The sequence below is a fragment of the Mitsuokella jalaludinii DSM 13811 genome (assembly GCF_000702905.1).
Taxonomy (GTDB): Bacteria; Bacillota; Negativicutes; order Selenomonadales; family Selenomonadaceae; genus Mitsuokella; species Mitsuokella jalaludinii.
The window spans coordinates 32,150-55,618 of sequence record NZ_JNKR01000016.1; the positions used below are offsets into that span (position 1 = coordinate 32,150).

At 60.3% G+C, this 23,469-nt stretch carries 24 protein-coding genes and 1 tRNA gene; 19 read left to right on the plus strand and 6 right to left on the minus strand.

Annotated features, from left to right (window positions below):
* Nucleotides 1–40: 40 nt before the first annotated feature.
* The 3 genes from T518_RS08390 to T518_RS08400 form a co-directional block, all read right to left on the minus strand.
* Nucleotides 41–352, minus strand: a complete 312-nt coding sequence (locus T518_RS08390) for an AzlD domain-containing protein (RefSeq protein WP_036378211.1) — start codon at nt 350–352, stop codon at nt 41–43.
* Nucleotides 342–1,118, minus strand: coding sequence for an AzlC family ABC transporter permease (locus tag T518_RS08395; protein ID WP_036378212.1), 777 nt, complete (start codon nt 1,116–1,118; stop codon nt 342–344). The genes T518_RS08390 and T518_RS08395 overlap by 11 nt, the downstream gene beginning before the upstream one ends.
* Before the next feature lie 153 nt (nt 1,119–1,271).
* Nucleotides 1,272–2,639 (minus strand): alanine/glycine:cation symporter family protein, encoded by a 1,368-nt coding sequence (locus tag T518_RS08400; protein WP_036378213.1) that lies wholly within the window; start codon nt 2,637–2,639, stop codon nt 1,272–1,274.
* Nucleotides 2,640–2,945: 306 nt separating this feature from the next.
* On the opposite strand from T518_RS08400, the gene eno reads away from it, so the two are divergent.
* On the plus strand, nt 2,946–4,247 hold the full coding sequence (gene eno, locus T518_RS08405; protein ID WP_036378215.1) for a phosphopyruvate hydratase: 1,302 nt from the start codon (nt 2,946–2,948) through the stop codon (nt 4,245–4,247).
* 567 nt (nt 4,248–4,814) lie between these two features.
* Here eno and T518_RS08410 read toward each other — a convergent pair.
* Nucleotides 4,815–6,581 carry a MutS-related protein gene (locus tag T518_RS08410; RefSeq protein WP_051652262.1) on the minus strand — a complete coding sequence of 589 codons (1,767 nt, stop codon included), beginning with the start codon at nt 6,579–6,581 and terminating at the stop codon, nt 4,815–4,817.
* 149 nt (nt 6,582–6,730) lie between these two features.
* On the opposite strand from T518_RS08410, the gene T518_RS08415 reads away from it, so the two are divergent.
* The 7 genes from T518_RS08415 (at nt 6,731) to T518_RS08445 (ending at nt 13,390) form a co-directional block, all read left to right on the plus strand.
* Nucleotides 6,731–6,904: a hypothetical protein gene (locus T518_RS08415; RefSeq protein ID WP_036378219.1), complete on the plus strand. Its 174-nt coding sequence runs from the start codon at nt 6,731–6,733 to the stop codon at nt 6,902–6,904.
* A 106-nt stretch (nt 6,905–7,010) separates the two neighbouring features.
* On the plus strand, nt 7,011–7,289 hold the full coding sequence (locus tag T518_RS08420) for a hypothetical protein (RefSeq protein WP_036378221.1): 279 nt from the start codon (nt 7,011–7,013) through the stop codon (nt 7,287–7,289).
* A 51-nt stretch (nt 7,290–7,340) separates the two neighbouring features.
* Nucleotides 7,341–8,012, plus strand: a complete 672-nt coding sequence (locus tag T518_RS08425; RefSeq protein ID WP_036378223.1) for a hypothetical protein — start codon at nt 7,341–7,343, stop codon at nt 8,010–8,012.
* A gap of 35 nt (nt 8,013–8,047) precedes the next feature.
* Nucleotides 8,048–8,704: a D-sedoheptulose-7-phosphate isomerase gene (locus T518_RS08430; RefSeq protein ID WP_036378224.1), complete on the plus strand. Its 657-nt coding sequence runs from the start codon at nt 8,048–8,050 to the stop codon at nt 8,702–8,704.
* 103 nt (nt 8,705–8,807) lie between these two features.
* Nucleotides 8,808–9,557 (plus strand): sulfite exporter TauE/SafE family protein, encoded by a 750-nt coding sequence (locus T518_RS08435; protein WP_051652263.1) that lies wholly within the window; start codon nt 8,808–8,810, stop codon nt 9,555–9,557.
* 128 nt (nt 9,558–9,685) lie between these two features.
* On the plus strand, nt 9,686–11,716 hold the full coding sequence (locus T518_RS08440) for an OPT family oligopeptide transporter (RefSeq protein ID WP_036378226.1): 2,031 nt from the start codon (nt 9,686–9,688) through the stop codon (nt 11,714–11,716).
* Nucleotides 11,717–11,881: 165 nt separating this feature from the next.
* Entirely contained in the window at nt 11,882–13,390 is a 1,509-nt protein-coding gene (locus T518_RS08445; RefSeq protein WP_036378228.1) for a phosphohexomutase domain-containing protein, read from the plus strand.
* A gap of 423 nt (nt 13,391–13,813) precedes the next feature.
* Here T518_RS08445 and T518_RS08450 read toward each other — a convergent pair whose 3' ends face one another.
* Together T518_RS08450 and T518_RS08455 are read right to left on the minus strand one after the other, a co-directional pair.
* Nucleotides 13,814–14,164, minus strand: coding sequence for a hypothetical protein (locus T518_RS08450; protein WP_036378248.1), 351 nt, complete (start codon nt 14,162–14,164; stop codon nt 13,814–13,816).
* A gap of 148 nt (nt 14,165–14,312) precedes the next feature.
* Nucleotides 14,313–14,388, minus strand: a tRNA-Ala gene (locus tag T518_RS08455).
* A gap of 408 nt (nt 14,389–14,796) precedes the next feature.
* On the opposite strand from T518_RS08455, the gene T518_RS08460 reads away from it, so the two are divergent.
* The 11 genes from T518_RS08460 (at nt 14,797) to T518_RS08510 (ending at nt 23,418) form a co-directional block, all read left to right on the plus strand.
* Complete coding sequence (locus T518_RS08460) at nt 14,797–15,894, plus strand: hydrogenase small subunit (protein ID WP_036378231.1); 1,098 nt, start codon at nt 14,797–14,799, stop codon at nt 15,892–15,894.
* A complete protein-coding gene (locus T518_RS08465) occupies nt 15,891–17,804 on the plus strand; it encodes a nickel-dependent hydrogenase large subunit (protein WP_036378232.1) in 1,914 nt (637 codons plus the stop codon). Before T518_RS08460 ends, T518_RS08465 begins: the two co-directional genes overlap by 4 nt.
* A gap of 35 nt (nt 17,805–17,839) precedes the next feature.
* Complete coding sequence (gene cybH, locus T518_RS08470) at nt 17,840–18,553, plus strand: Ni/Fe-hydrogenase, b-type cytochrome subunit (RefSeq protein WP_036378233.1); 714 nt, start codon at nt 17,840–17,842, stop codon at nt 18,551–18,553.
* Nucleotides 18,554–18,571: 18 nt separating this feature from the next.
* Nucleotides 18,572–18,814 carry a heavy-metal-associated domain-containing protein gene (locus tag T518_RS08475; RefSeq protein WP_005840792.1) on the plus strand — a complete coding sequence of 81 codons (243 nt, stop codon included), beginning with the start codon at nt 18,572–18,574 and terminating at the stop codon, nt 18,812–18,814.
* A 79-nt stretch (nt 18,815–18,893) separates the two neighbouring features.
* A complete protein-coding gene (gene hypA, locus T518_RS08480) occupies nt 18,894–19,235 on the plus strand; it encodes a hydrogenase maturation nickel metallochaperone HypA (protein WP_036378234.1) in 342 nt (113 codons plus the stop codon).
* Nucleotides 19,236–19,904 carry a hydrogenase nickel incorporation protein HypB gene (gene hypB, locus T518_RS08485; RefSeq protein WP_036378236.1) on the plus strand — a complete coding sequence of 223 codons (669 nt, stop codon included), beginning with the start codon at nt 19,236–19,238 and terminating at the stop codon, nt 19,902–19,904. It abuts the gene before it with no gap.
* 1 nt (nt 19,905) lies between these two features.
* Complete coding sequence (locus T518_RS08490) at nt 19,906–20,508, plus strand: HyaD/HybD family hydrogenase maturation endopeptidase (RefSeq protein WP_036378237.1); 603 nt, start codon at nt 19,906–19,908, stop codon at nt 20,506–20,508.
* 15 nt (nt 20,509–20,523) lie between these two features.
* Nucleotides 20,524–20,787 (plus strand): HypC/HybG/HupF family hydrogenase formation chaperone, encoded by a 264-nt coding sequence (locus T518_RS08495; RefSeq protein WP_036378238.1) that lies wholly within the window; start codon nt 20,524–20,526, stop codon nt 20,785–20,787.
* Nucleotides 20,784–21,896 carry a hydrogenase formation protein HypD gene (hypD, locus tag T518_RS08500; RefSeq protein WP_036378239.1) on the plus strand — a complete coding sequence of 371 codons (1,113 nt, stop codon included), beginning with the start codon at nt 20,784–20,786 and terminating at the stop codon, nt 21,894–21,896. Before T518_RS08495 ends, hypD begins: the two co-directional genes overlap by 4 nt.
* On the plus strand, nt 21,886–22,893 hold the full coding sequence (gene hypE / locus T518_RS08505; protein ID WP_036378240.1) for a hydrogenase expression/formation protein HypE: 1,008 nt from the start codon (nt 21,886–21,888) through the stop codon (nt 22,891–22,893). The genes hypD and hypE overlap by 11 nt, the downstream gene beginning before the upstream one ends.
* Before the next feature lie 111 nt (nt 22,894–23,004).
* Nucleotides 23,005–23,418: a hypothetical protein gene (locus T518_RS08510; RefSeq protein WP_036378241.1), complete on the plus strand. Its 414-nt coding sequence runs from the start codon at nt 23,005–23,007 to the stop codon at nt 23,416–23,418.
* The last annotated feature ends 51 nt before the right edge of the window (nt 23,419–23,469 follow it).

Sequence of the window (23,469 nt, forward strand, 5' to 3'; positions counted from 1 at the left end):
TCGTTGAGGAAGCCAGAGGCTTTTTGGCATGTGGAGATGGTCAGGCGACGAGCACGAGCTCTGTGAGGAAGACGACGAGGCAGCAGGCCGAGGCGACCTTGAAGAGGCTCGCGCCGTACCAGGCGAGGCCGATGCCGAAAACGAGGGCCAGCGCGCCGCTCACGGGCGTCTGCGTGGCTTCGGTGATGGCAGGGAAGGTCATGACGGCCAGCGTCACGTAGGGCACGTAAAAGAGGAAGGAGCGCAGGAAGCCGTTCTTGATCTGGCCGCGGATGAGCGTCAGCGGCACGATGCGGATTGCGAGCGTCACGGCACTCATCAAGAGCAGATAGATGTAGATGTCATGCTGCATGGCGGTCATCTCCTTCCTGGGAGCCGTCTTGTCCCTGTGGTTCGCGGATGGGGAAGAGTGCGGCGCCGATGCCCGCGATCAGGACAGTCAGGATGATCGTGCGCGTGCCGGAGGAACATGAGGCAATCCCCGGAAGGATGGAGGCGAGGTAACTGAGCGCGAAGCTCGCGAGCACGAGGCCGCCGACGATGTGGTTCTTCTTGGCCGGCGGGATGATGACCCAGAGGAACATGCCGTAGAGCGCGACGGAGAGGGCGCTGACGACGGCAGGCGGCAGGATGTTGCCTGCGACGACGCCGAGCGACGTGCCGACGGCCCAGCCCGGCAGTGCGAGCGCCATGGCCCCGTAGTTGTAGTAGGGGTTCAGCGGGCCCTTGCGCGCGATCGTGATACCGAAGATCTCGTCGGTCACGTCGAAACCGACGAAGATGCGATGCCAGATCGAGGTGCCCGGCTGGAACTTCTGCGAGAGGGCGCAGCTCATGAGCATGTAGCGCGCGTTGGCGACGAGCGTGATGAGGACGATCTCGAGGTAGGGCGCGTCCGCCTCGATGACCGTGAAGCCCGCGTACTCGCCGGCCGAGGCATTGTTGAAGAAGCTCGCGAGGAAGCCCTGCAGCGGGTCGAGCCCTGCATTGCGGGCGGCGATGCCGAGCGTGAACGAGACGACGAAGTAGCCGAGCGCGATCGGCATGCCGTCGTGGACGCCCTCGAGGAAGACCTCGCGCCTGGTCTTCGCGAGCGCTGATTCAAATGATTCCGTCATGTCCGTAGAGAAAACCCCTTTCTGTCGCATTTTCTCGATTCCTGCGTGGTGTTCTTATTATTTTATGACGGAACGGCGCCGCTGTAAAGGCATGCGCGCGAAAAAGCCGCCGCTCCAGTTAAGAGGAGTGGCGGCTTTTTGGTGACGCGTGTTTTATTTATCCGAAGAAGGCTGTGCGGCCTTTTTGTGGCGGTTCATGTACTTGTTCGTCTCAGCGACGATGACGCCGGAGAGGGCAATCAATGCGATGAGGTTCGGGATGGCCATGAGGCCGTTGACGATATCGGCGAGGATCCAGATGGCCTCGAGTTTGAGGAAGGCACCGGATGCGATCAGCGCTATGAAGATCAGGCGGTACGGCAGGACGCCCTTGTTGCCGAAGAGGTAGATGCAGGCGCGCTCGCCGTAGTAGTTCCAGCCGAGGATCGTCGTGAAGGCGAAGAGAACGAGGGCAATCGTCAGGAGCTGGCTGCCGAAGAAGCCGTACGCGCTGGCGAAGGCAGCGCTCGTCATCGCCGCGCCGGCGGCATCGCCCTGCCAGACACCCGTTATGACGAGGGCGAGGCCCGTCATGGAGCAGATAATGATCGTGTCGATGAAGGTACCCGTCATCGAGATCAGGCCCTGTTCAGCCGGCCACTTCGTCTTGGCGGCAGCGGCGGCAATCGGCGCCGAGCCGAGGCCGGACTCATTGGAGAAGACGCCGCGCGCGACGCCGTTCTGCATGGCCATCATGACGGTCGAGCCGGCGAAGCCGCCGGCAGCGGCGGCGCCCGTGAAGGCATCGTTGATGATCATGGCGATGGCAGCCGGGACCTGATCGAGGTTGAGGATGATGAGGCCAAGGCTGATGGCGACGTACGTCAGGGCCATGAACGGCACGATGCCGGAGGCGACCTTGGCGATGCTCTGCAGGCCGCCGAGCGTGATGGCGGCGATGAAGACGGTCAGGATGACGTCTGTCGCGATCTTCGGGAAGCCGAAGGAGATCTGCATGCTGTCGACGATGGCGTTGACCTGCGGGAAGGTGCCGATGCCGAAGTAGGCGACGCCGATGCAGGCGAGCGCGAAGAACGTCGCGAGCGGCTTCCACTTCTCGCCCATGCCGTTGCGGATGTAGAACATCGGGCCGCCGGCAATCTCGCCTTTCTCGTCGATGGAGCGGAACTTGACGGCCAGGAGGCCTTCCGAGTATTTCGTGGCCATGCCGAAGAAGGCAGCGACCCACATCCAGAAGATGGCGCCAGGGCCGCCGACCTTGACAGCCGTGGCGACGCCGACGATGTTGCCCGTGCCGACCGTGGCGGCGAGGGCGACGCAGAGCGCCTTGAAGCTTGAGACATCACCGCGGCCGTTGTTCTGGGCCTTGAAGATCAGCCTGAGCGCCTTCGGCAGGCGGAAGACCTGCAGGAGCTTCAGGCGGATGGTCAGATAGATGCCCGTGCCGACGAGCAGCGTGATGAGCGGCGGACCCCACATGAAGGAGTCGATGGCATTGAGTATGGGGATGAATGATTCCATAATAGCCTCCTAGTCGTTTTGTGTCCTCGATATGTGTACAGTTGTATGTAACAGACTCTATAATACCATAGAAAAGGACATTTGTCTCGTATTTTCGAGAAAAAATATATAGAACGAGGAAAAAATTTCAATAAAGTGCATACCGCATAATTTTTCTTAGCGTTCTGTCGCATTTGTGACAGAACACAGCGATGCTCGTTCCTTATAATAAAGGCGAAGAAAAAAGTGACGGTCACTATTGAAAACAAATCTCATCTATGATATACTGGATTTGTAAATGAGAACGAATATCAGGAGGTAATCCCCATGAAAGCATACTTACAGATCATGCAGGTCATCGGCCGTGAAATCATCGATTCGCGCGGCAATCCGACGGTCGAGGCAGAAGTCACGCTCGAGGACGGCTCCGTCGGCCGCGCCGCTGCTCCGTCGGGCGCTTCGACGGGCGAGTTCGAGGCGCTCGAGCTCCGCGACGGCGACAAGGCGAAGTTCGGCGGCAAGGGCGTCTCGAAGGCCGTCGCGAACATCAACGAGAAGATCGCCCCGGCTCTCATCGGCGCGGATGCGTCGGACATCTATGCAGTCGATGCCATCATGCTCAAGCTCGACGGCACGGAAGACAAGTCGAACCTCGGCGCGAACGCCATCCTCGCCGTCTCGCTCGCAGCGGCAAAGGCCGCGGCCGTATCGCTCGACCTCCCGCTCTACCGCTTCCTCGGCGGCATCAGCGGCAATCACCTGCCGGTGCCGATGATGAACATCTTGAACGGCGGCGCGCATGCGACGAACTCGGTCGACACGCAGGAGTTCATGATCATGCCGGCCGGCGCACCGTCCTTCCGCGAGGGACTGCGCTGGGCGACGGAGGTCTTCCATGCGCTGCAGGCGCTGCTCAAGAAGGAAGGGCAGACGACGGCTGTCGGCGATGAGGGTGGCTTCGCGCCGAACCTCAAGAGCGACGAGGACACGATCGAGCACATCCTGACGGCCATCCGCAATGCGGGTTACGAGCCGGGCCGCGACTTCGTGCTGGCGATGGATGCGGCTTCGTCGGAGTGGAAGAGCGAGAAGGGCAAGGGCTTCTACAAGCAGCCGAAGTCGGGCAAGGAGTTCACGTCGGATGAGCTCATCGCGCACTGGAAGAGCCTCATCGAGAAGTACCCGATCTACTCCATTGAGGACGGCCTCGATGAGGAGGACTGGGAAGGCTGGCAGAAGATGACGAAGGAGCTCGGCGACAAGGTACAGCTCGTCGGCGATGACCTCTTTGTCACGAACACGAAGCGCCTGAAGAAGGGTATCGAGCTCGGCTGCGGCAACAGCATCCTCATCAAGCTCAACCAGATCGGCACGCTGTCGGAGACGCTGGAGGCCATCAAGATGGCGCATGAGGCGGGTTACACGGCAATCGTCTCGCACCGCTCGGGCGAGACGGAGGACACGACGATCGCGGACCTCGCTGTCGCGCTCAACACGAACCAGATCAAGACGGGCGCCCCGTCCCGCTCGGAGCGTGTCGCCAAGTACAACCAGCTGCTGCGCATCGAGGAAGAGCTCGGCGCAAGCGCGGTCTATCCGGGCAAAGCAGCTTTTAGATTCCAGAAGTAAGGTGTAGTACTACTCGCACGAAGGGGCAGGGGGGACAGCGCTGCGCGGCGGCAATCTGCTAAATCGATTTTTTCCCTTTCAATGCATCCTGACAAAAGAGCGAAACGCGCTTCGCTTGGACGATGCTCTTTTGCCAGGGTCTTGGTGGGGAAAAAATCGATTCTTCACGCAGATTGCCAAACGCTTCGCTTATGTCCACCCTGCCCCTTCGTGCGGAAGCTGCTATATCCAATCTTCGCGATGGCAAGTCACTGGAATGGCGGTTCGCAGGCAGTATCGTCTTGCGGCGCTGCTCTGGCGTTTGAGCGCAGGGAGGTATTTCGCCTGCAAGAGCGGAGCGATTTGCCCGAAGGGCTGTGCCCTGACCAAAAGCAGCTTAGCATGCGATGTCGGAACGCCGTGGCAGGCGGCGAGGCGGCCTCTATGGGAGGCCTGTCATAGGGCACATTCAGCGGAGCGATGAAGCCGAAATACCTCCCTGCGCGCTCATTTTTGCGAAAAAGCGGTAAGCCGCAAGTTCATAGATACTTGCAGCTTACCGCTTTTGTGATGCGATTCTCCTGTGTTTCAGGAGAGTATGCCGGCCATCTTGAGCAGGTAGCGGGCGTTGGTGGTGTGGCAGCGGCCGGGGCGGATCTTGAAGTCGAAGTGGATCTTGTCATCCTGGTACGACTCTTCGAAGTGGAAGTTCTCGATGGGCAGGCCATTTGGCGACTGGAGGTCGCAGAGCTCGAAGTCGTGGGTGGTGACGAGGGTGATGCACCAGTCGCGCGTGAGGCGCTTGATGGCTTCGGCGGCTCCTGTGATGCGGTCGGCGGAGTTCGTGCCCTTGAAGATCTCGTCGATGCATAGCAAGAGCGGCCGCTCTTCCTGGCTGGCCTCGACCATCTGGCGGATGCGCAGGATTTCGGCGTAGAAGGTCGAGATGCCGCGCGAGAGGTCGTCGCTGACGTGGATGGAGGTGTAGACCGCCATCGGCGTCAAGGCAAAGGCTTTGGCGCAGACGGGGGCGCCGGCGTAGGCGAGGATAGCGGAGGTGGCAAGCGTGCGCATGTACGTCGTCTTGCCGCTCATGTTCGAGCCCGTGATGATGCAGGTGCCGGCCTGGAAGGCGGCGTCGTTCGGCACGGCCTTTGCTTCTTCAATTAGCAGCGGTGTCACGGCATGTGCATCGAGGTCCGGGTTGCCGGCGTGCAGTTTGGGCCAGCAGAAGGTTTCGCGCGTGAGCGCGGGCGTGGCGAGGGAGAGCAGGGCTTCGACTTCGGCCCAGGATGCGAGGTGGCGGCGCAACTGGCGGCCGTACTGTTCCTTCCAGGCGAAGGCGCGCGCCGTGCAGTGGAGATCATAGAGGCAGGCGGCGTTGGCCACGAGAAAGAAGAAGATGTTGCGCCGCATGGCGGCGAGGTCGGCGAGCCCCGCAAGGTGGTGCAGTCCCTCTGAGGCGCGCTGCTCGCGCATGTTCTTCTGGATGGTGAGCAGCAGCGGACTCTTGTAGTCTGCCGCTTCCATCTTGGCGAGCAGCTGCTCGTAGACGCTGAGTTCCTGCGGCAGTGCCATGAGCGGGGCGAGCAAGGCTTGGCTGCGGCGCAGCAGCAGGAAGGTGAGCAGCAGCTGCAGCGAGAAGAGCAGGCCCGGCACGGTGATGTCCAGCTGGCCTGCGAGGGAGAGCGCGAGCGCGATGAAGGAGAGGCCCGGCAGCAGGTAGGAGAGCAGGCGCAGGGCTGTGCTCTTCCTGACGTTATCCTGCTCGAGCATCGTGCAGAAATCCGAGAGGTCGGTGCCGAGCGGCAGCAGGTGGCTGCGGGCCTCGAGGACCAGGAGCTCCTGTGGAGACTCGCTGAGCTCGCGGACGGCTTGCTGGCGCAGCAGGATTGCGTCGGTGGACTCGGGGAAGGGGGAGAGCCAGCTGGCGAGCTTTTGGCGGCCGGCTTTTGTCCGCGCAGACGTGAGATACTGATAGAGAGAGGCGCGGCCTAGGATGGGCAGGTCGGCTTCCAGTGGGCGGTCTTCACGCATGAGGTCGTGGCCGTCGTCTGCGAAGCCGCGCCACTTGCCCGACTTTCGGTCGAGGAAGGACTGCACGCAGCCGAGATGGCTCTCCGTCAAGAGCTTTTCGAAGGAGGCCTGCTGGTGGCGGCGGACGAGCAGCAGGAAGGCGGCGAGCAGCAGGACGCCGAGGAGTGTGCCGAGGCGGTGCCCGTCAAAGCCCGCGGCAAAGGCGAAGATCATGGCGAGGAAGGAAGCGCTGCGCAGCAGCACGAGGCGCTGCAGGCGCTGCTTCTGCTGCCCGATGGCCTGCAGGTCGCGCTGCTGCAGTTCGTGGAAATCAATCATCATATCACCTCATGTTCTGGATTCTTTGTACATTGACTCCAGTATACCATGATTTGCTGGGGAAAATCTGACCGGCCTTCTCGATTGTCGGCGCCTTTATTTTCCTGTATAATAGGGAACAAGAGCAAATCACGAAAGGAAGTCATACTATGGCAGAGAATGAAGCCGTCCGGCGCCTGCAGGCCAGCATCGACCTGCTCAAGGAGCGCATGCGCATCGACTCGAATGACCTCGAGTACGAGTCGCACCTGCGCCAGAAGCGCCAGCTGCAGCGCATCCTGGACCGCCTGCTGGCAAAAGAAGCGGCGGAAAAGAAGCTCTGACGTCTTGCCGCGTCTCGTGGGATTTCCATTTTTTCAGGAAGTATTCAGCATGGTTCGATAAAATGTAAACATCAAAAAGTCAAAGATAAAAGAGAGGATGACATATATGTCAAAGCGCATGACGATGGATGAGGTACTCAAGGAATACGGCGTCCCGCAGATCAAGCTCGATATCCACGCGACGCGCAGTGAGCTCTTGAAGCTCCGCGAGAAGCTCATGGCCATCCGCGACCTGTCGGGCGGCAAGGAGCAGGGCTACCTCGATATCGACTGCAAGCTCTACATCGATGTCGACGACATCGACCGCTATCTGTCGGGCGAGCTCGACACGATCGGCGAGATCTACGCCTTCCCGGAGGACATCAAGTCGTACCGGGAAGAGTGATGGATACAGAAGACATTTTGTATTTTTGTTTGATATAAAGGAGAATCGTTGATGAATATCAAGAAGACACTGTCAGCTCTCATGGTCGGTGCCATGGTTCTTTCCGCTGCACCGGTCCTGCCCGCTTCTGCGTCCTTCGTGAGCACGGCCTATGCGGCCAAGGGCGGCGCGAAGATGAGCATCCCGAAATCGGCTCCGGCGCCGAAGGCTCCGGCCGCTGGCGCGACGAATAATGCTAATACGAGCAAGTCAGTCTCGGGCAATGGCTCTTCGTATGCGCCGTCCAAGGACGCCAAGAGCCTCGACAAGAATGCGCCGGCCGCGAATGCGAAGTCGAATGCGGCCGCCGCTAACGCGAACACGCAGAGCTCGAGCCGCCTCGGCAGCATCATGCGCGGCATCGGCATCTTTGCGGGCGGCATGCTGCTCGGCTCGATGCTCTCGCACCTCTTCGGCATGGGCAGCGGCATGTTCGCCGACATCCTGGGCCTCTTGATGAACGGCCTGCTGATCGTCGTCGCCATCATGGCCGTGCGCTGGCTCTGGAACAAGTTCCGCGGCAATAAGACGAGCGCTAGCAGCCCGCGCGATCACCGCCAGGACCTTGAGATGCGCCAGCAGCCGATGGACAGCCAGCAGATGCGCACGCCAATCCAAGATATCAAGCCGCGCGGCAACGACTACGAGCCGAAGTCCACGGCTGACCGCTACCGCAATCGCTGATATATCGTTCCTACGCATAGAAAGAAGTGTATCTCATGCCCAAAACATCCACACTTGCGAAGGTCGATGACCTCATCGCACGTTATCCTGCCCTCTCCGTTTGCCGCGATGACCTCATCGAGGCCGTCAAGGCCATCTGCGAGAGCTATGCAGCCGGCCACAAGCTCATCGCCTGCGGCAACGGCGGCAGCGCTTCAGACGCCGAGCACATCGTCGGCGAACTCATGAAGGGCTTCCTGCTGCCGCGCAAGCTCGATGACGATATGGAAGCGAAGATGCGTGCCGTCTGCCCGGAGGAGGCGGATTACTTCATGGAGAACCTGCAGGGCGCGCTGCCGGCTCTCTCGATGGTCAACCAGGTCGCGCTCAACACGGCCTTTGCCAACGACCAGGCACCGGACCTCTCCTTTGCCCAGCAGCTCCTGGGCATGGGCGACGCGGGCGATGTCCTGCTCGCCATCTCGACGTCGGGCAACTCGACGAACGTCATCTACGCCCTGCAGATGGCCAAGGTCAAGGGCGTCCGCACGATCGCGCTGACGGGCAAATCGGGCGGCAAGATCAAGAGCCGCGGCCTCGCGGACATCACGATCTGTGTGCCGGACGATGAGACGTTCCGCATCCAGGAACTCCACCTGCCGGTTTACCACATGCTCTGCATCGCCGCAGAGAACGAATTCTTCGGCGACTGACAAGCGCCATGCGCCCTGTTTCCCGCTATTCGGGGAGCAGGGCTTTTTTGCGTGACCGGCTCAGCCATGTGGTGCTATGATAGAGGGAAAAGGGGGAATCTACATGCTGACCGCTTATCTCGTGGGCTTCGAGGCTCATCTGGCACCAGCCTTTGTCATCTTCTTCTCGGCCGTCCTGCAGTCTATCACAGGCTTTGGCCTCGTCATCGTGGCGGCTCCACTGCTGATGATCTTCTACGATCCGAAGCTCACCGTGCCGATCATGCTGCTCCTGGCCTGCTGTGCCAATTTCTGCCAGGGCCTCTTTGCGCTGCGCACGGCGAATCTCAGGCTTGTCTTCTGGCTCTACCTCGGCGTGCTCTGCGGCCAGCCGCTCGGCTTCTGGGCCTTCGACCACGCCTCGAGCGCGATGCTCAAGGTCTTCATCAGCGCCATCGTGCTCTTCTCGCTCGGCACGATGCAGGCCTTTCACCTGCGCATCCGCGAGCGCCCGCGCAACTCGTGGATCACGGGCATCTTCTCGGGTTTCACATCCATCACGGCCGGCATGGGCGGTCCGCCGTTTCTCATTTACCTGGCCCACAGCAGGATGACCGTCGAAGTCATGCGGGCGACCTGCTTCGTATTCTTCTTCCTCTGCAATGTGACTTCCCTGACGAGCTATGAGCTCGGCGGCTTGCCGATTGCGCCGGCCCTCGGCGAGTGCATCTATCTGCTGCCGGCGCTCGTGCTGGGCATCCTCATCGGCCACGCCATCTTCGCCTACGTGCCCAAGGCGCTCATCCGCCGGCTGATCTTTGTCCTGCTCTACATCACCTGCCTCTACACGATCCTCTCGGTACTTGTACATTGAATACATTCCTGTCATCAGAAAATTTGATTTACATTGTCAAATATTATGATATAATAGACTTTGTGTTTGTACGCCCTAGACGTACAAACATAATTTACCGGACACGTTCCGGATAAGGAGCTATTTACATGAAACAGGAAGAAAATGAGTTCATGCGGCACGAATTGCGGCTGCCGGAGCTCACGGTCCGCGGCATGCTGCTCGGTGCTCTCTTGACGGTCATCTTCACGGCATCGAACGTCTACCTCGGACTCAAGGTCGGACTGACCTTTTCGTCGGCCATCCCGGCAGCTGTCATCTCGATGGCTGTGCTCAAGATGGCCAAGAACTCGAACATCCTCGAGAACAACATGGTGCAGACGCAGGCATCGGCCGCTGGCACGCTGTCTGCCATCATCTTCATCATTCCGGGCATGCTGATGATCGGCTACTGGCAGGGCTTCGAGTTCTGGCAGACATTGCTTGTCTCGGCCTGCGGCGGCTGTCTCGGCGTGCTCTTCACGATCCCGCTGCGCCGCGCGATGGTCGTGCACAGCGACCTCGCCTACCCGGAGGGCGTCGCAGCGGCTGAGATCCTCAAGGTCGGCAGCCACGAAAAGTCGGCCAAGGAGTCGAAGGGCGGTTCGGGCATCAAGGAGATCGGCGCGGGCGGCGTGCTCGCCGGTGTCATCGCCTTCTGCACGAATGCCCTGCAGGTGCTCGGCTCGGAGCTCTCGCTCTGGATACCGGTCGGCCGCGGCATGACGCAGCTGCCGCTCGGTTACTCAACGGCACTCGTCGGCGCTGGCTACCTCATCGGCATTGCGGCGGGCCTCTCGATGCTCGTCGGCATCCTTATTGCCTGGGCCGGCTTTGTGCCGTACTACACGATCACAGGGGCGCTTCCGGACGGCATGACGATGCAGAAGTTTGCGGGCACGGTCTACCAGGAGCGCGTCCGCCTCATCGGTGCCGGCGCCATGGGCGTCGCGGCCGTCTGGACGCTCATCATGCTCGCGAAGCCGGTCGTCGACGGTGTCAAGGAGTCGCTGGCTGCCATGCATGCGCCGGACTCGGATAAGGGCAAGCATCGCATGGACATCGATATGAGCGTCCAGAGCATCGCAATGGTCTTCAGTGTGACGGTCATGGGGCTCCTGGGCATCTTCTATGCATTTGTCAGCCCGGAGGGCCTGCCGGTTTCGGAGAACCTGACGTTCACACTCGTCGGCGTCGGCGTTGCCATCCTCATGGGCTTCTTCGTGGCCGCTGCCTGCGCCTACATGGCCGGCCTCGTCGGCACGAGCTCGAGCCCGATCTCGGGCATCGGCATCCTCGCCATCATCGTGGCCTCGCTCGTCATGTACGCGCTCTGCTCGTCCTTCGGCATCTTCTCCATGCCGGGTGGTGAGAAGTTCGCGACGGCTACGGCCATCTTCACGACATCCATCATCATGGCGATTGCCTGCATCTCGAACGACAACATGCAGGACCTCAAGACAGGCTATCTCGTCGGCGCTACGCCGTGGCGCCAGCAGGTCGCCCTGCTGCTCGGCTGTGTCGTCGGCGCGCTCGTCATCGCGCCGGTCCTCAATCTGCTCTACGAGGCGTACGGCTTCCCGGGCGCCCTGCCGCGTCCTGACATGGACCCGTCGCAGGCACTCGCCGCTCCGCAGGCAGCCCTGATGACGACAATCGCACAGGGCATCTTCTCGAGTACGCTGGCTTGGGAGTACATCTACATGGGCCTCGGCCTCGGCGTCATCCTCGTTGTCGTCGACCAGCTGCTCAAGCGCACGACGCGCAACCTCTGCCTGCCGCCGCTCGCCGTCGGCATGGGCATCTACCTGCCGCCTTCCGTGCAGACCCCGCTCGTCGTCGGTGCCGTTCTCGGCTACCTGCTGCGCAAGCACATGAAGGAGAAGCACGGTGAGGAAGAGGCAAAGGCTGGATTCCGCCGCGGCACCTTGTTCGCCTCGGGCCTCATCGTCGGCGAGTCCATCGTCGGTGTCGTGCTCGCCGGTGTCATCGTCGCGTCTGTCACGAACGGCGGCTCGGAAGCGCCGCTGGCCATCGTCGGCAAGGACTTCGCCGGCACGGCCGAATACCTCGGTTTGGCCGTCTTCGCTGCGTCGCTCGCAATCTTCTCCAAGATCGTGCTCGGCAGCAAGAAGGGCTGATTGGCTCTCAAGCATGAAAAAGAGGCCATCACCATGGGTGATGGCCTCTTTTTGCTGTCGGTCTTTCTCCTTTTGCAAGCAGGATTTTGTGGAGTGGCTATGGAATAGAGAGAAGTAGCAATAACATGAAAACAGCAAGAATGAATCTTGCAGGGGGGTAATCATATGCCGATATCCGAAAAGAATCTGCTCAAGCTCGCCAATGGCAGCGATGTGCGCGGTGTTTCTATAGAGGGCGTGGCCGACGAGCCGGTGACGCTCAATGCCGAGGCCGCCAACCGCATCACGAGCGGTTTCCTCGATTTCCTCGCACAGAAGACGGGCAAGAGGGTCAAGGACCTGCGCGTTGCGGTCGGTCACGACTCACGCCTTTCTGCGCCGATGCTCAAGGAAGCGGTGCTCGAGGCGCTGACGTATGCGGGCGTCGTGACGGTCGACTGCGGCCTCGCGTCGACGCCGTCGATGTTCATGTCCATCGTCTTCCCCGAGACGAAGATGGACGGCTCCATCATGATCACGGCCAGCCACCTGCCTTACAACCGCAACGGCCTCAAGTTCTTCACGAAGGACGGCGGCGTCGAGCATGAGGACATCATCGCCATCCTCGAGGCGGCAGCGCGCAATCCAGAGGTCAAGGGCGACCTTTCTAAGGCCCAGAAGTACAACCTCATCGATCGCTACTGCCACCACCTGCGCAAGAAGATCCGCGCGGCGCTCAACATGGGCGACACGCCGCTCAAGGGAATGCATGTCGTCGTCGATGCCGGCAACGGCGCGGGCGGCTTCTTCGCGACGCAGGTGCTCGGCCGTCTCGGTGCTGACACGTCGGGCAGCGTCTTCCTCGAGCCGGATGGCCACTTCCCGAACCACATCCCGAACCCGGAGAACAAGCAGGCCATGGCCGCCATCCGCAAGGCCGTGCTCGACAGCCATGCCGACCTCGGCCTGATCTTCGACACGGATGTCGACCGCATGAGCGCCGTCCTCAAGAACGGCAAGGAGATCAGCCGCAATGCCCTGATTGCCATGATGGCCGCCATCCTCGCACCGGACTATCCGGGCAGCACGATCGTCACGGACTCTGTCACGAGCGACGAGCTCACCGAATTCCTGCAGGGCGAGCTCGGCCTGCGCCATCTGCGCTTCAAGCGCGGCTACAAGAACGTCATCGACGAGTGCATCCGCCTTAACAAGGAAGGCACCGTCTCGCCGCTGGCCATCGAGACGAGCGGCCACGGCGCCCTCTCCGAGAACTACTACCTCGATGACGGCGCCTACCTGGCCGTCAAGCTCCTGATTGCCGTCGCCAAGGCCAAGGCACAGGGACGCCATCTCGCAGACCTCGTCAAGAAGCTCGGCGAGCCCGTCGAGAGCCGCGAGTACCGCATGAAGATCATGGGGGAGGACGACTTCCGCAGCTACGGTGAGAACGTGCTCAAAGTCTTCGAGCAGCGCGCCGCCGAGGCCGGCATCCGCGCGGCCAAGCCGTCGTACGAAGGCGTGCGCCTCGTCTTCCCGGACGGCTGGGCCCTGCTGCGCATGAGCCTGCACGACCCGCAGATGCCGCTCAACATCGAGAGCCGCAAGAAGGGCGGCGTCGCCGAGATCGCCGCAAAAGTCCAGGAATTCCTCCAGGGCTTCACGAGCCTCGACATGAGCGTCTTCAAGGACTGACAAACTCATAATAAGCATAAAAAAGCTGCTGCACCCGATGGTGCAGCAGCTTTTTTTCATGTGAAGTTGTGGGGCGTGTGGGACGTTGTTAGGGCAATGTTAGAAAGTTTTGCAAGGGGGCGAGGGTGCCGAGAACCTGTCCTAGGTACGTCTCGTTCCCGAAGCGTATCTGAGGGAGGGGGCATGTATTTCGCCTGCAGGAGCGAAGTGACCGCCCGCAGGGCTGCGCCCCACTCCGTCAGTCTCTTAATAAGCCGATGTCAAAGCGCCGCGGTAGGCGGCGAAACAGCTTGGCATTGGCATCCTGTCATGGGGCGCATTCAACGGAGCGACGAAGCCGAAATACATGCCCCCTCCCCTTGAACGATGTAAACCCACACCCTTCTTCGTTGCGCTTCCCCTTAAATAACTCCTGACTTCAAATTACTTCAGCAGCAAATCCTGATGGTCGAGCACGAATTTGCCGTTGGTGCAGGCCGGGCAGAAGCAGGTGTCGCCGCCGGCAGCCTTGACTTCCTGGCCCTTCTTTAGCAGGGCGGCTGCCTGCTCCTCGCCGAAGAGCTCTTTTGCCTTGTCAGAGGCGAAGAACGGCAGGACGTCGTCGATGCCCTCGACGCATTCCTTCAGGGCGGCGATGAGCTTCTCTGCCTTTTCCTTCTCGTCTGCCTTGCCGACAGAAGCGAGGTATTCCTTGGCGACTTCCTTGAGACCTGCGTAGGCGCTCGGCGCGTCGATGACGCCCTGTACATGCTGCAATACTTCTTCCTTCGTCATGATGATCATCCTTTCTGAATGGTAAATGCTAAAAGGTTCTGTCAAATCCTTACTGAGTCAAGCATAGCACGTGCTAATTGTAAAGTCAATAGTTACATATAATGCAGGGCACAAAAAAAGCAGACATATGCCTGCTCGATATTCTACTTGGTGGAGACGAAGGGGATTGAACCCTCGACCTCTCGGATGCGAACCGAACGCTCTCCCAGCTGAGCTACGTCCCCAAGACGTATTTCAGTATAGCGCGTTTTATTCCATATTTCAAGTTTTTTTATGATGATTCGAAATATATATCACATCGATTCTGAAAAGGAATGGTAAAGGCGGAAGAATCAAGAATAAACAGCAGGAAATCTGCCTTTTTACAGCGAACAAAAACGTAGTCGACCCAGTAATTATACGTTGGATAACCTTTATTTATTTCTTTATTTATTCAATCTATTGTATTCCAATCATCAATAAAATTTATAATGAATTGATAGGAGAATAGATATAGATATTTTACTCTATTCAGCGTATAATGAAATGAGAAGCCACAATAACGCGTCTGCCTTCTGCCTGTAACGGAAACGAGCCGCCGTTGCCAAAGGAGTCGCACACGATCCGCAAGGATTACATGAGGAGGTAACAAAGTGGACAAACGGGAGAGTATGTGGGATGTATATCTCAGAAAAGGCATGAGCCGCCGCAGCTTTGTCAAGGGCTGCGTTGCACTGACGTCTCTGATGGGCCTGAGCACGGACAAGCTCGAGAAGGTCGTCGAGGCTGCCGAGAAGAAGCCGCTTCCAGTCGTCATCTGGATCCACGGACACGAATGCACGGGCTGCGATGAGTCCTTCATCCGTTCCGGTTCTCCGTACGCTTCGGATGTCATCCTGAGCCAGGTCGCACTCGAATACGATCATCTGCTTTCCGCTGCCAGCGGCGAGCCGTTCGAGGCCCATCTCGAGGAAACCATCCAGAAGTACAAGGGCCAGTACATCCTGGCCGTCGAAGGCGCTGCCTGCACGAAGGACAACGGCGTCTACTGCATGAGCGGCGGTCATCCGTTCACGCATACGCTGCAGCGCGCTGCTGAGAATGCCGCAGCTGTCATCGCTTACGGCACCTGCGCTGTTTCGGGCGGCATCCAGGCCGCCAACCCGAACCCAACGGGTTCTTCGGGCATCACAAACTTCACGGGCAAGACGCCGGTCGTCAATGTGCCGGGCTGCCCGCCAATCCCGGAAGTCATGACGGGTGTCATCATGCACGTCGCTCTCTTCGGCACGGTACCGCCGCTCGATGGCGAGGGTCGTCCGAAGCAGTTCTACGGCAACCGCATCCATGATACGTGCTACCGCCGTCCGTTCTTCGATGCCGGCATGTTCGCTGAGAGCTACGACGATGAAGGCTCGAAGGCCGGCTGGTGCCTCTACAAGCTCGGCTGCCGCGGCCCGGAGACGTACAACTCCTGCGGCAACATGCGCTGGTTCCAGGGCATGAGCTATCCGATCCAGTCCGGTGCACCGTGCATCGGCTGCTCGAATGCGCATTTCTGGGATGAGGGCAAGATGAGCGAGCGCCTGCCGAAGTTCGGCCAGCCGATCGGCGACGTCGATAAGATTGGCGCAGCCATCGCCGGCGTCACGGCTGTCGGTGTCGCAGCACACGGCGCAGCCAGCGTCATCCAGAAGAAGAAACGCGATGCAGCTAAGGAAGAAGAGAACGGGGAGCAGGTGAATAAATGAAACACGTAGTAGTAGATCCAATCACAAGAATTGAAGGCCATCTGCGCGTTGAGGTGCAGGTCGATGAAGGTTCGGGCAAGGTAACGGATGCGCTTTCGTCTGGTACGGCATGGCGCGGCCTCGAGCTCGTCATGAAGGACCGCGACCCGCGCGACGCATGGGCATACATCCAGCGCATCTGCGGCGTCTGCACGAGTGCGCACGCCCTGGGCTCCCTGCGCGCTGTCGAGGATGCGCTCGGCATCAAGATCCCGAAGAACGCCAACTACATCCGCAACATCATGGCTGCGACGCTGACGGTACAGGACCACATCGTCCACTTCTACCACCTGCATGCACTCGACTGGGTCAGCCCGGTCGAGGCGCTCGCCGCTGACCCTGTCGCGACGGCCAACCTGCAGGTCGCAGCGCTCAACGCCTACAAGCTGCCGTTCAGCGCACCGGGCACCTCGGTGACGGAAGCATACGACCATGCGTTCCCAGCTGCTACGCCGCAGTACTTCGCTGAGATCAAGAACAAGGTCCAGGCCATCGTCGAGAGCGGCCAGCTCGGCATCTTCTCGGCCAACTGGTGGGATCATCCGGATTACAAGCTGCTGCCGCCTGAGGTTCATCTCATGGCGATTGCACATTACCTCGAGATGCTCGACAAGCACCGCGATCTCGTCACGCCGCAGGTCATCTTCGGCGGCAAGAACCCGCATCCGCATTACTGCGTCGGCGGCATGCCGTGCTCCATCTCGCTGGAAGATGGCAACGCGCCGGTCAACACGGCCCGCCTCGGCATCGTCGACCGCGCCATCAACCTCGGCCGCACGCTCGTCAACAACTTCTACATCCCCGACGTCCTCGCCATCGGCGCTGCCTATGTCAAGGCTGGCCGCGTAGACGGCGGCGGACTCGCCAAGGAGCGCGTGCTCGGCTACGGTTCCTACCCGATTGAGCCGTTCTCCGGCACGGCAAACGGCGACTTCTTCAAGAACCTGCTGATCCGCACGAACGGCGTTGTCGAGGACTTCGGCAAGGGCATCGATGCAGCGAAGGTCTATGAGATCGACGCAGAAGATCTCACGCAGCCGGAAGTCTTCACGGAAGGCGTTGAGCATTCGTGGTACGAGTACCCGGCAGACGGTGAGCACGACCGCAACCCGTGGGACGGCGTGACGGCACCGAAGTTCACGGCACCGAAGGAAGGCACGCCGACGGACTGGAAGGCACTCAACGAGCAGGGCAAGTACTCCTGGCTCAAGACGCCGAAATGGCGCGGCAAGCTCTGCGAGGTCGGTCCTCTGGCCCGCTACATCATCATCTACACGAAGGCCAAGAAGGGCATGCTCGGCGAGCCGACCTGGGCTGAGAAGATGATGCTCGATCAGATCGACGCCGTATCGAAGGTCCTCGGCCTCGCACCGGAGGTCTGGCTCCCGACGATGGTCGGCCGCACGGCTGCCCGCGGTCTCGACTGCCAGCTCAATGCAGAGATCAACAAGTTCTTCTTCGACAAGCTCATCGCCAACATCAAGTCGGGCGACACGAAGACGGCCAACATGGAGAAGTGGGATCCGTCGACGTGGCCGAAGACGGCTAAGGGCGTCGGCCTCTACGAGGCTCCGCGCGGTGCGCTCTCGCATTACATCGTCATCAAGGACGGCAAGACGGACAACTATCAGGCTGTCGTCCCGACGACCTGGAATGCATGCCCGCGCGACGACGAAGCTGGCCACGGCGCTTACGAGAAGGCCATGATGGACACGCAGGTCAAGATCGCAGACAAGCCGCTTGAGATCGTCAAGGTTGTCCGCTCCTTTGACCCGTGCATGGCCTGCGCTACACACATGTTCAATGCGAAGGGCGAGAAGATCAATGTCATCACGACGGACCCGTACTCTGGCACGCGCGTTGAGAAGTGAGCCGGGGTCCTGGTGGAAAGGAAAGGAATAGTAGAATGAAAGAAGAAAAACGGAAAGTCTACTACCTGTTCAGTCCGTTTCTGCGGATCTTCCATTGGATCATGGTGCTGTCGATTGTCACGCTGTTCATCACCGGCCTTCTGATCACGAAGCCGGTGACTGTGATGGGCATTGAGCCGACGTACACATCCATGTCCATGGACTGGGTAAGGAATATACACTTCATCGCGGCCTTTACGTTCTGCGCAGCGTTCATCCTGCGCATCTACGGCTACATCCGCTATCCGGGTGACCGTCTCTTCCCGCGCGTCTGGAAGGGCCACTTCTACCGCGATACGATTGACGTCGCCCTGCACTACATGCTGCTGAAGCCGGGCCACGACCCGTACCTGCGCAACCCGCTGGCACGCACGTCGTACGTCGGCCTCTACGTGATGGTTCTCATCGAGATCCTCACGGGCTTTGCCATGTACTACATGACGGAGCCAAACAACATCGGCGGCATGCTCTTTGGCTGGGTCAATGTCGTGCTCGGTGGCGAGATGGTCACGCACTGGGTGCACCACATCGTTGCCTGGCTCATCATCGTCTTCGCCATCGGCCATGTCTATATGGTCCTGCGCGCAGACCTCATGGAAGCAGAGGGCGAGGCATCCTCGATGTTCTCCGGCGTGAAGTTCCTCGAGCACGTACCGCTCGATGCCCCGGAGATCAATGAAGAGGGCCCGAAGTCCAAGAAGAAGGATTGACAAAGGAGTACTGTAGCAATGTGTAAAGAATGTGGCTGCGGCGAGACGAACGGCAATACGCGTCTCCAGTTCACAGTCAAAGGCTATACAGAAGAGAGTGCGAAGGAAGTAGAGAAGGCGCTGCTCGGCCTGCCGGGCGTGCTCTTCGTCCACATCCATGCGCACGACGGTGAGACGACGGTGGATTACAGTCCCGCAAAGACGAAGCTCATGGACATCCTCGGTGTCCTGCAGGCACGTAATCTCGAAGCCGCGTTATAATCGACCGGTGATTTGATGGAACGCCTTCCCGGCTGTCAGGTAAGATGGCGGGGAAGGCGTTTTTTGATGGAGGAGTATCATGCATGAAATGGCGATTGCCGAGGGCGTGCTCGACATTGCTCTCGACTACGCAAAGCAGAACGATGCGAAGTGCATCCGCGAGATCGGCCTCTTGATTGGGGATATGTCGGGCGTCGTCGTCGACTCCCTGACGTTCTCGTTCGATATGATTGCGAAGGGGACGCTCGCGGAGGGGGCCGAGATCAAGGTCAAGCACGTGCCGCTCGTCGGCCGCTGCACGAAGTGCGGGAAGGACTTCCGCATCGAGCACTACGATTTCTGGTGCCCAGAGTGCAAGGACGGCGTCCTCAAGATCGTATCGGGACGCGAGATGCAGGTAGAATATCTGGAGGTGGATTGAATGGCTGAGATCCAGGTCATGAAGAATATCTTAGGTGAGAATGACCGCGTGGCGGCTGAGAACCAGGCGCTGTTTGCGGAGAAGAATGTGTACGTCATCAACCTCATGGGCTCGCCGGGCGCCGGCAAGACGTCCGTGCTCGAGAAGACGATGGAGAAGCTCAAGGACAAGCTCAAGATGGCTGTCATCGAGGGCGACCTCTTCACGAGCAAGGATGCGGACCGCATCGAGAAGCACGGCGTGCCGGTCATCCAGATCAACACGGCTGGAGGCTGCCACCTCGACGCGCCGATGGTCCAGAAGGTCGCGCAGAAGCTCGACCTCGATGACCTCGACCTGCTCGTCGTCGAGAACGTCGGCAATCTCGTCTGCCCGGCAGAGTTCGCCGTCGGCGAGGATGACAAGGGTGTCGTGCTCTCCATTACGGAGGGCGACGACAAGCCGATGAAGTACCCGCTGATCTTCAAGGAGTCGGCCATTGCGCTGCTCAACAAGGCAGACCTCTTGCCTTACTGCAACTTCGACATGGCGGCGGCCAAGGAGGACATCACGACGCTCCATCCGGGCATGGATGTCATCGAGGTCTCGTGCACGAAGGACCAGGGGCTTGATGCGTGGTGTGATTGGTTGCTCGGCCGCGTCGCGGCGAAGCAGAAGAAGGGGAAATGACATGGCAGATGTATTTGGCAATGACAGCGCGGTGGACCCGCGCATGGACGATGTGCTCCATCCGGCTGAGGTCACGATCCTCGGCGTCGGCAATGTCATCCTGCGCGACGAGGGCTTCGGCGTGCGCGTCGCAGAATACCTCGATGCGCACTACGACTTCCCCGAGTCGGTGCAGGTCATCGACGGCGGCACGCTCGGCATCGAGCTCACGCAGTACGTGACGGGCACGAAGAAGCTGCTCGTCATCGACTCCATAAACGGCGGGCAGGCGCCCGGCACGCGCTTCCACTTCCACAACGACGATATCATGGCGCACTTCCAGGACAAGCTCAGCGCGCATGAGGTCGGCATCCAGGACGTCCTCGCGCTCCTGACGGTCACGGGCCGCAAGATCCCGGAGGTCGTCGTGCTCGGCGCACAGCCGTACGACCTCGAGGCGGGCGTGGAGCTCAGCCCTGAGATGAAAAAACTCCTGCCGCTCATCGCGCAGGAGGCCATCGATGTGCTCAAGGAATGGGGCATTGCGGTGAAAGAGAAAGAAGCGGGCCGCTCGCTCGACTACGGTGTCGTCGCCGAGGAATGTGTCCGCGAAGAGATGAAATGAGATGGAGGTAACGATATGTGTTTGGCAGTTCCTGCTAAGGTGAAGGAGATCCATGACGCAGTGGGCAAGGTGGATATCTCGGGCGTGACGCGCGATATCAGCCTGATGCTGCTGCCGGAGACGCAGGTCGGCGACTATGTGCTCGTGCATGCCGGCTTTGCCATACAGAAGGTCACGGAAGAAGAAGTCGCCGAGACGAACGCACTGCTCGCCGAGATGAACGGCGCGCCGCGCACGGTCACCGGCATCGCAGAAGAAGCAGGTGGCACGGAGATATGACAGCTATGACAAAAGAAGAAGAGCGCGAGCTCGCCAAGCGCCTCGTCGCAGAGATTGGCCGCATGGCTGAGGGCGCAGATCACAAGCTGCGCTTCATGGAAGTCTGCGGCACGCACACGGTAGCGATCTTCCGCGCGGGCCTGCGCCAGATGCTCCCTGAGAATGTCGAGCTCGTCTCGGGCCCTGGCTGCCCCGTCTGCGTGACGCCGGACGACTACATGGACAAGGCCATCGCCTACGCCAAGCGCTCGGATACCATCATCACGACGTTCGGCGACATGCTCAAGGTGCCGGGCTCGAAGTCGAGCCTCATGGAGGCCAAGGCAGAGGGAGCGGACATCCGCATCGTCTACTCGCCGCTCGACAGCATCCAGGTGGCGAAGGACAATCCCGAAAAGAAAGTCATCTTCCTCGCCGTCGGCTTCGAGACGACGGCGCCGACGGCTGCTGCGACGGTGCTGGCTGCCAAGCAGCAGGGCATCGTCAACCTCTACATGCTGTCAGCCCAGAAGCTCGTGCCGCCGGCACTGCGTGCACTGCTCGATGACCCCGATGTCCGCGTCGACGGCTTCATCCTGCCGGGTCACGTTTCCGTCATCACGGGCACGGAGGTCTTCCAGTTCCTCACCGAGGAATATCACATGCCGGGCGTTGTCACGGGCTTCGAGCCGCTGCAGATCCTGCGCTCGCTCTACCGCCTGATGAAGCAGGTGACGGAGGGCGCGGCGCGCATCGAGAACGAGTACGGCAGTGTCGTGCACGCGGGTGGCAGCCCCGCCGCCAAGCACGCGACGGACCTCGTCTACGAGCCGGCTGACGCGGCCTGGCGCGGCATTGGCGCCATCCCGCTGTCAGGACTGCGCATGCGCGAGGCCTTCAAAGATTACGACATCGAGCGGCTGCTGCCGCTCGACGTGCCGATGGGCAAGAACAAGCCGGGCTGCCGCTGCGGCGAGGTGCTGCGCGGCATCGTGACGCCGAAGGAATGCCCGCTCTTCGGCAAGGCATGCGTGCCGACGCACGCCATCGGTCCCTGCATGGTATCGGTCGAGGGTGTCTGCGCTGCTTGGTATAAATACGGTCAGGGGAGATTTTCATATGGCAGATGAACGCATTACGATGGCGCACGGCGCCGGTGGCAAATTGAGTCAGGAGCTCATGCAGGAGGTCATCCTGCCGGAGTTCTCAAACCCGTACCTCAACGAACTGCACGATGGCGCGACCGTGGCGATGAGCGGCAAGGTCGCCTTCACGACGGATTCTTACGTCGTGCAGCCGCTGTTCTTCAACGGCGGCAATATCGGCAAGCTGGCCATCTGCGGCACGGTCAACGACCTCTCGATGACGGGCGCTGTACCGCGCTACATCTCGGTCGGCATGATCCTCGAGGAGGGCTTCCTCATCGAGGACCTGCGCAGGATAGCGCACACGATGCGCGAGATGGCCGAGGAGGCCGGCGTCGCGATTGTCACGGGTGACACGAAGGTCGTCGAGCGCGGCAAGGCCGACGGCATCTTCATCAACACGGCCGGCATCGGCGACATCATCCCGGGCACTTCCATCTCGCCGCATCACGTGAAGCCCGGCATGAAGGTCCTACTCTCCGGCTTCATCGGCGACCACGCGGCGACAGTGCTCGCCGGCCGTCACGGCCTCGAACTGCCGGATACCATCAAGACGGACTGCGCGCCCTTGAATTCGCTGACGCGCGCCATGCTCGAAGCCGCGCCGGACATCGCCGTGCTGCGCGATCCGACACGCGGCGGCGTGGCGGCCGTGCTCAACGAGATCGCTGAGGCCTCGCACTGCGGCGTCCTCATCGACGAGGACGCGCTGCCCATCCGCGAGGAGGTCCGCGGTGTCTGCGACATCCTGGGCTTTGATCCGCTCTACCTCGCCAACGAGGGCAAATGCATCGCCTTCGTGCCGGCGGAGGAGGCCGATGAGGTCCTCGCCGTCATGCGCGAGAACCCCTATGGCAAGGATGCCTGCCTCATCGGCGAGGTCACGGCCGAGGCGCCGGGCCAGGTCGGCCTGCGCACGGCCATCGGCGGTATCCGCATCGTCGACATGCCGCTCGGCAACCTCGTGCCGCGCATCTGCTGACGCAATCCAGAGTGCTTGACGATGCAGGCGGATTTTCCTATAATAAGAAAGATAGTGAATCCTGCTTGCAAGAGTTCTCCATGATGGGGATGAAGAAAGGACGATGAAGGGATGGGAATCCGCAAGATCGGTTGTCTGCTGGCTGTCTGCCTGATGGTGTTCATGAGCCGCGCCTACGCCGAGAACATGCAGTTTGTCGATGCGAATGGCTCGACGGGGTATTACGTCGACACGGATTCGATCTCCTCGGATCAGGTCGTAGAGAACGACGTGCAGAAGACGCTCTGGACGGCGCGCGTCGCCGTCATACGGGCCGACCTCAACCGCCGCTACATCTACCTGATGCAGTTCGACCCCGCGAAGAGGACATATCAGATCTTCGCCTCGGAGGTGCAGCGCTACGACACGAAGGACGTCCTCCAGTCGAGCGACCAGGCAGAGCCAGCAAGGCCCTACCTCGTGACCTCCCCGATGAATGAGATCGTGCAGTTCGTCATGACAGCGAATGCTTCAGGCAGTGAATGACAAGGAAATAAAAAGAGCTTGCCCCTCAGGGGGCAGGCTCTTTCTGCAAAA

Excerpts from the sequence above, each read along its gene's own strand:
- T518_RS08390 (WP_036378211.1), bottom strand. The coding sequence starts at position 352 with ATGCAGCATGACATCTACATCTATCTGCTCTTGATGAGTGCCGTGACG.
- T518_RS08395 (WP_036378212.1), bottom strand. The coding sequence starts at position 1,118 with ATGACGGAATCATTTGAATCAGCGCTCGCGAAGACCAGGCGCGAGGTC.
- T518_RS08400 (WP_036378213.1), bottom strand. The coding sequence starts at position 2,639 with ATGGAATCATTCATCCCCATACTCAATGCCATCGACTCCTTCATGTGG.
- eno (WP_036378215.1), top strand. The coding sequence starts at position 2,946 with ATGAAAGCATACTTACAGATCATGCAGGTCATCGGCCGTGAAATCATC.
- T518_RS08410 (WP_051652262.1), bottom strand. The coding sequence starts at position 6,581 with ATGATTGATTTCCACGAACTGCAGCAGCGCGACCTGCAGGCCATCGGG.
- T518_RS08415 (WP_036378219.1), top strand. The coding sequence starts at position 6,731 with ATGGCAGAGAATGAAGCCGTCCGGCGCCTGCAGGCCAGCATCGACCTG.
- T518_RS08420 (WP_036378221.1), top strand. The coding sequence starts at position 7,011 with ATGTCAAAGCGCATGACGATGGATGAGGTACTCAAGGAATACGGCGTC.
- T518_RS08425 (WP_036378223.1), top strand. The coding sequence starts at position 7,341 with ATGAATATCAAGAAGACACTGTCAGCTCTCATGGTCGGTGCCATGGTT.
- T518_RS08430 (WP_036378224.1), top strand. The coding sequence starts at position 8,048 with ATGCCCAAAACATCCACACTTGCGAAGGTCGATGACCTCATCGCACGT.
- T518_RS08435 (WP_051652263.1), top strand. The coding sequence starts at position 8,808 with ATGCTGACCGCTTATCTCGTGGGCTTCGAGGCTCATCTGGCACCAGCC.
- T518_RS08440 (WP_036378226.1), top strand. The coding sequence starts at position 9,686 with ATGAAACAGGAAGAAAATGAGTTCATGCGGCACGAATTGCGGCTGCCG.
- T518_RS08445 (WP_036378228.1), top strand. The coding sequence starts at position 11,882 with ATGCCGATATCCGAAAAGAATCTGCTCAAGCTCGCCAATGGCAGCGAT.
- T518_RS08450 (WP_036378248.1), bottom strand. The coding sequence starts at position 14,164 with ATGACGAAGGAAGAAGTATTGCAGCATGTACAGGGCGTCATCGACGCG.
- T518_RS08465 (WP_036378232.1), top strand. The coding sequence starts at position 15,891 with ATGAAACACGTAGTAGTAGATCCAATCACAAGAATTGAAGGCCATCTG.
- cybH (WP_036378233.1), top strand. The coding sequence starts at position 17,840 with ATGAAAGAAGAAAAACGGAAAGTCTACTACCTGTTCAGTCCGTTTCTG.
- T518_RS08475 (WP_005840792.1), top strand. The coding sequence starts at position 18,572 with ATGTGTAAAGAATGTGGCTGCGGCGAGACGAACGGCAATACGCGTCTC.
- hypA (WP_036378234.1), top strand. The coding sequence starts at position 18,894 with ATGCATGAAATGGCGATTGCCGAGGGCGTGCTCGACATTGCTCTCGAC.
- hypB (WP_036378236.1), top strand. The coding sequence starts at position 19,236 with ATGGCTGAGATCCAGGTCATGAAGAATATCTTAGGTGAGAATGACCGC.
- T518_RS08490 (WP_036378237.1), top strand. The coding sequence starts at position 19,906 with ATGGCAGATGTATTTGGCAATGACAGCGCGGTGGACCCGCGCATGGAC.
- T518_RS08495 (WP_036378238.1), top strand. The coding sequence starts at position 20,524 with ATGTGTTTGGCAGTTCCTGCTAAGGTGAAGGAGATCCATGACGCAGTG.
- hypD (WP_036378239.1), top strand. The coding sequence starts at position 20,784 with ATGACAGCTATGACAAAAGAAGAAGAGCGCGAGCTCGCCAAGCGCCTC.
- hypE (WP_036378240.1), top strand. The coding sequence starts at position 21,886 with ATGGCAGATGAACGCATTACGATGGCGCACGGCGCCGGTGGCAAATTG.
- T518_RS08510 (WP_036378241.1), top strand. The coding sequence starts at position 23,005 with ATGGGAATCCGCAAGATCGGTTGTCTGCTGGCTGTCTGCCTGATGGTG.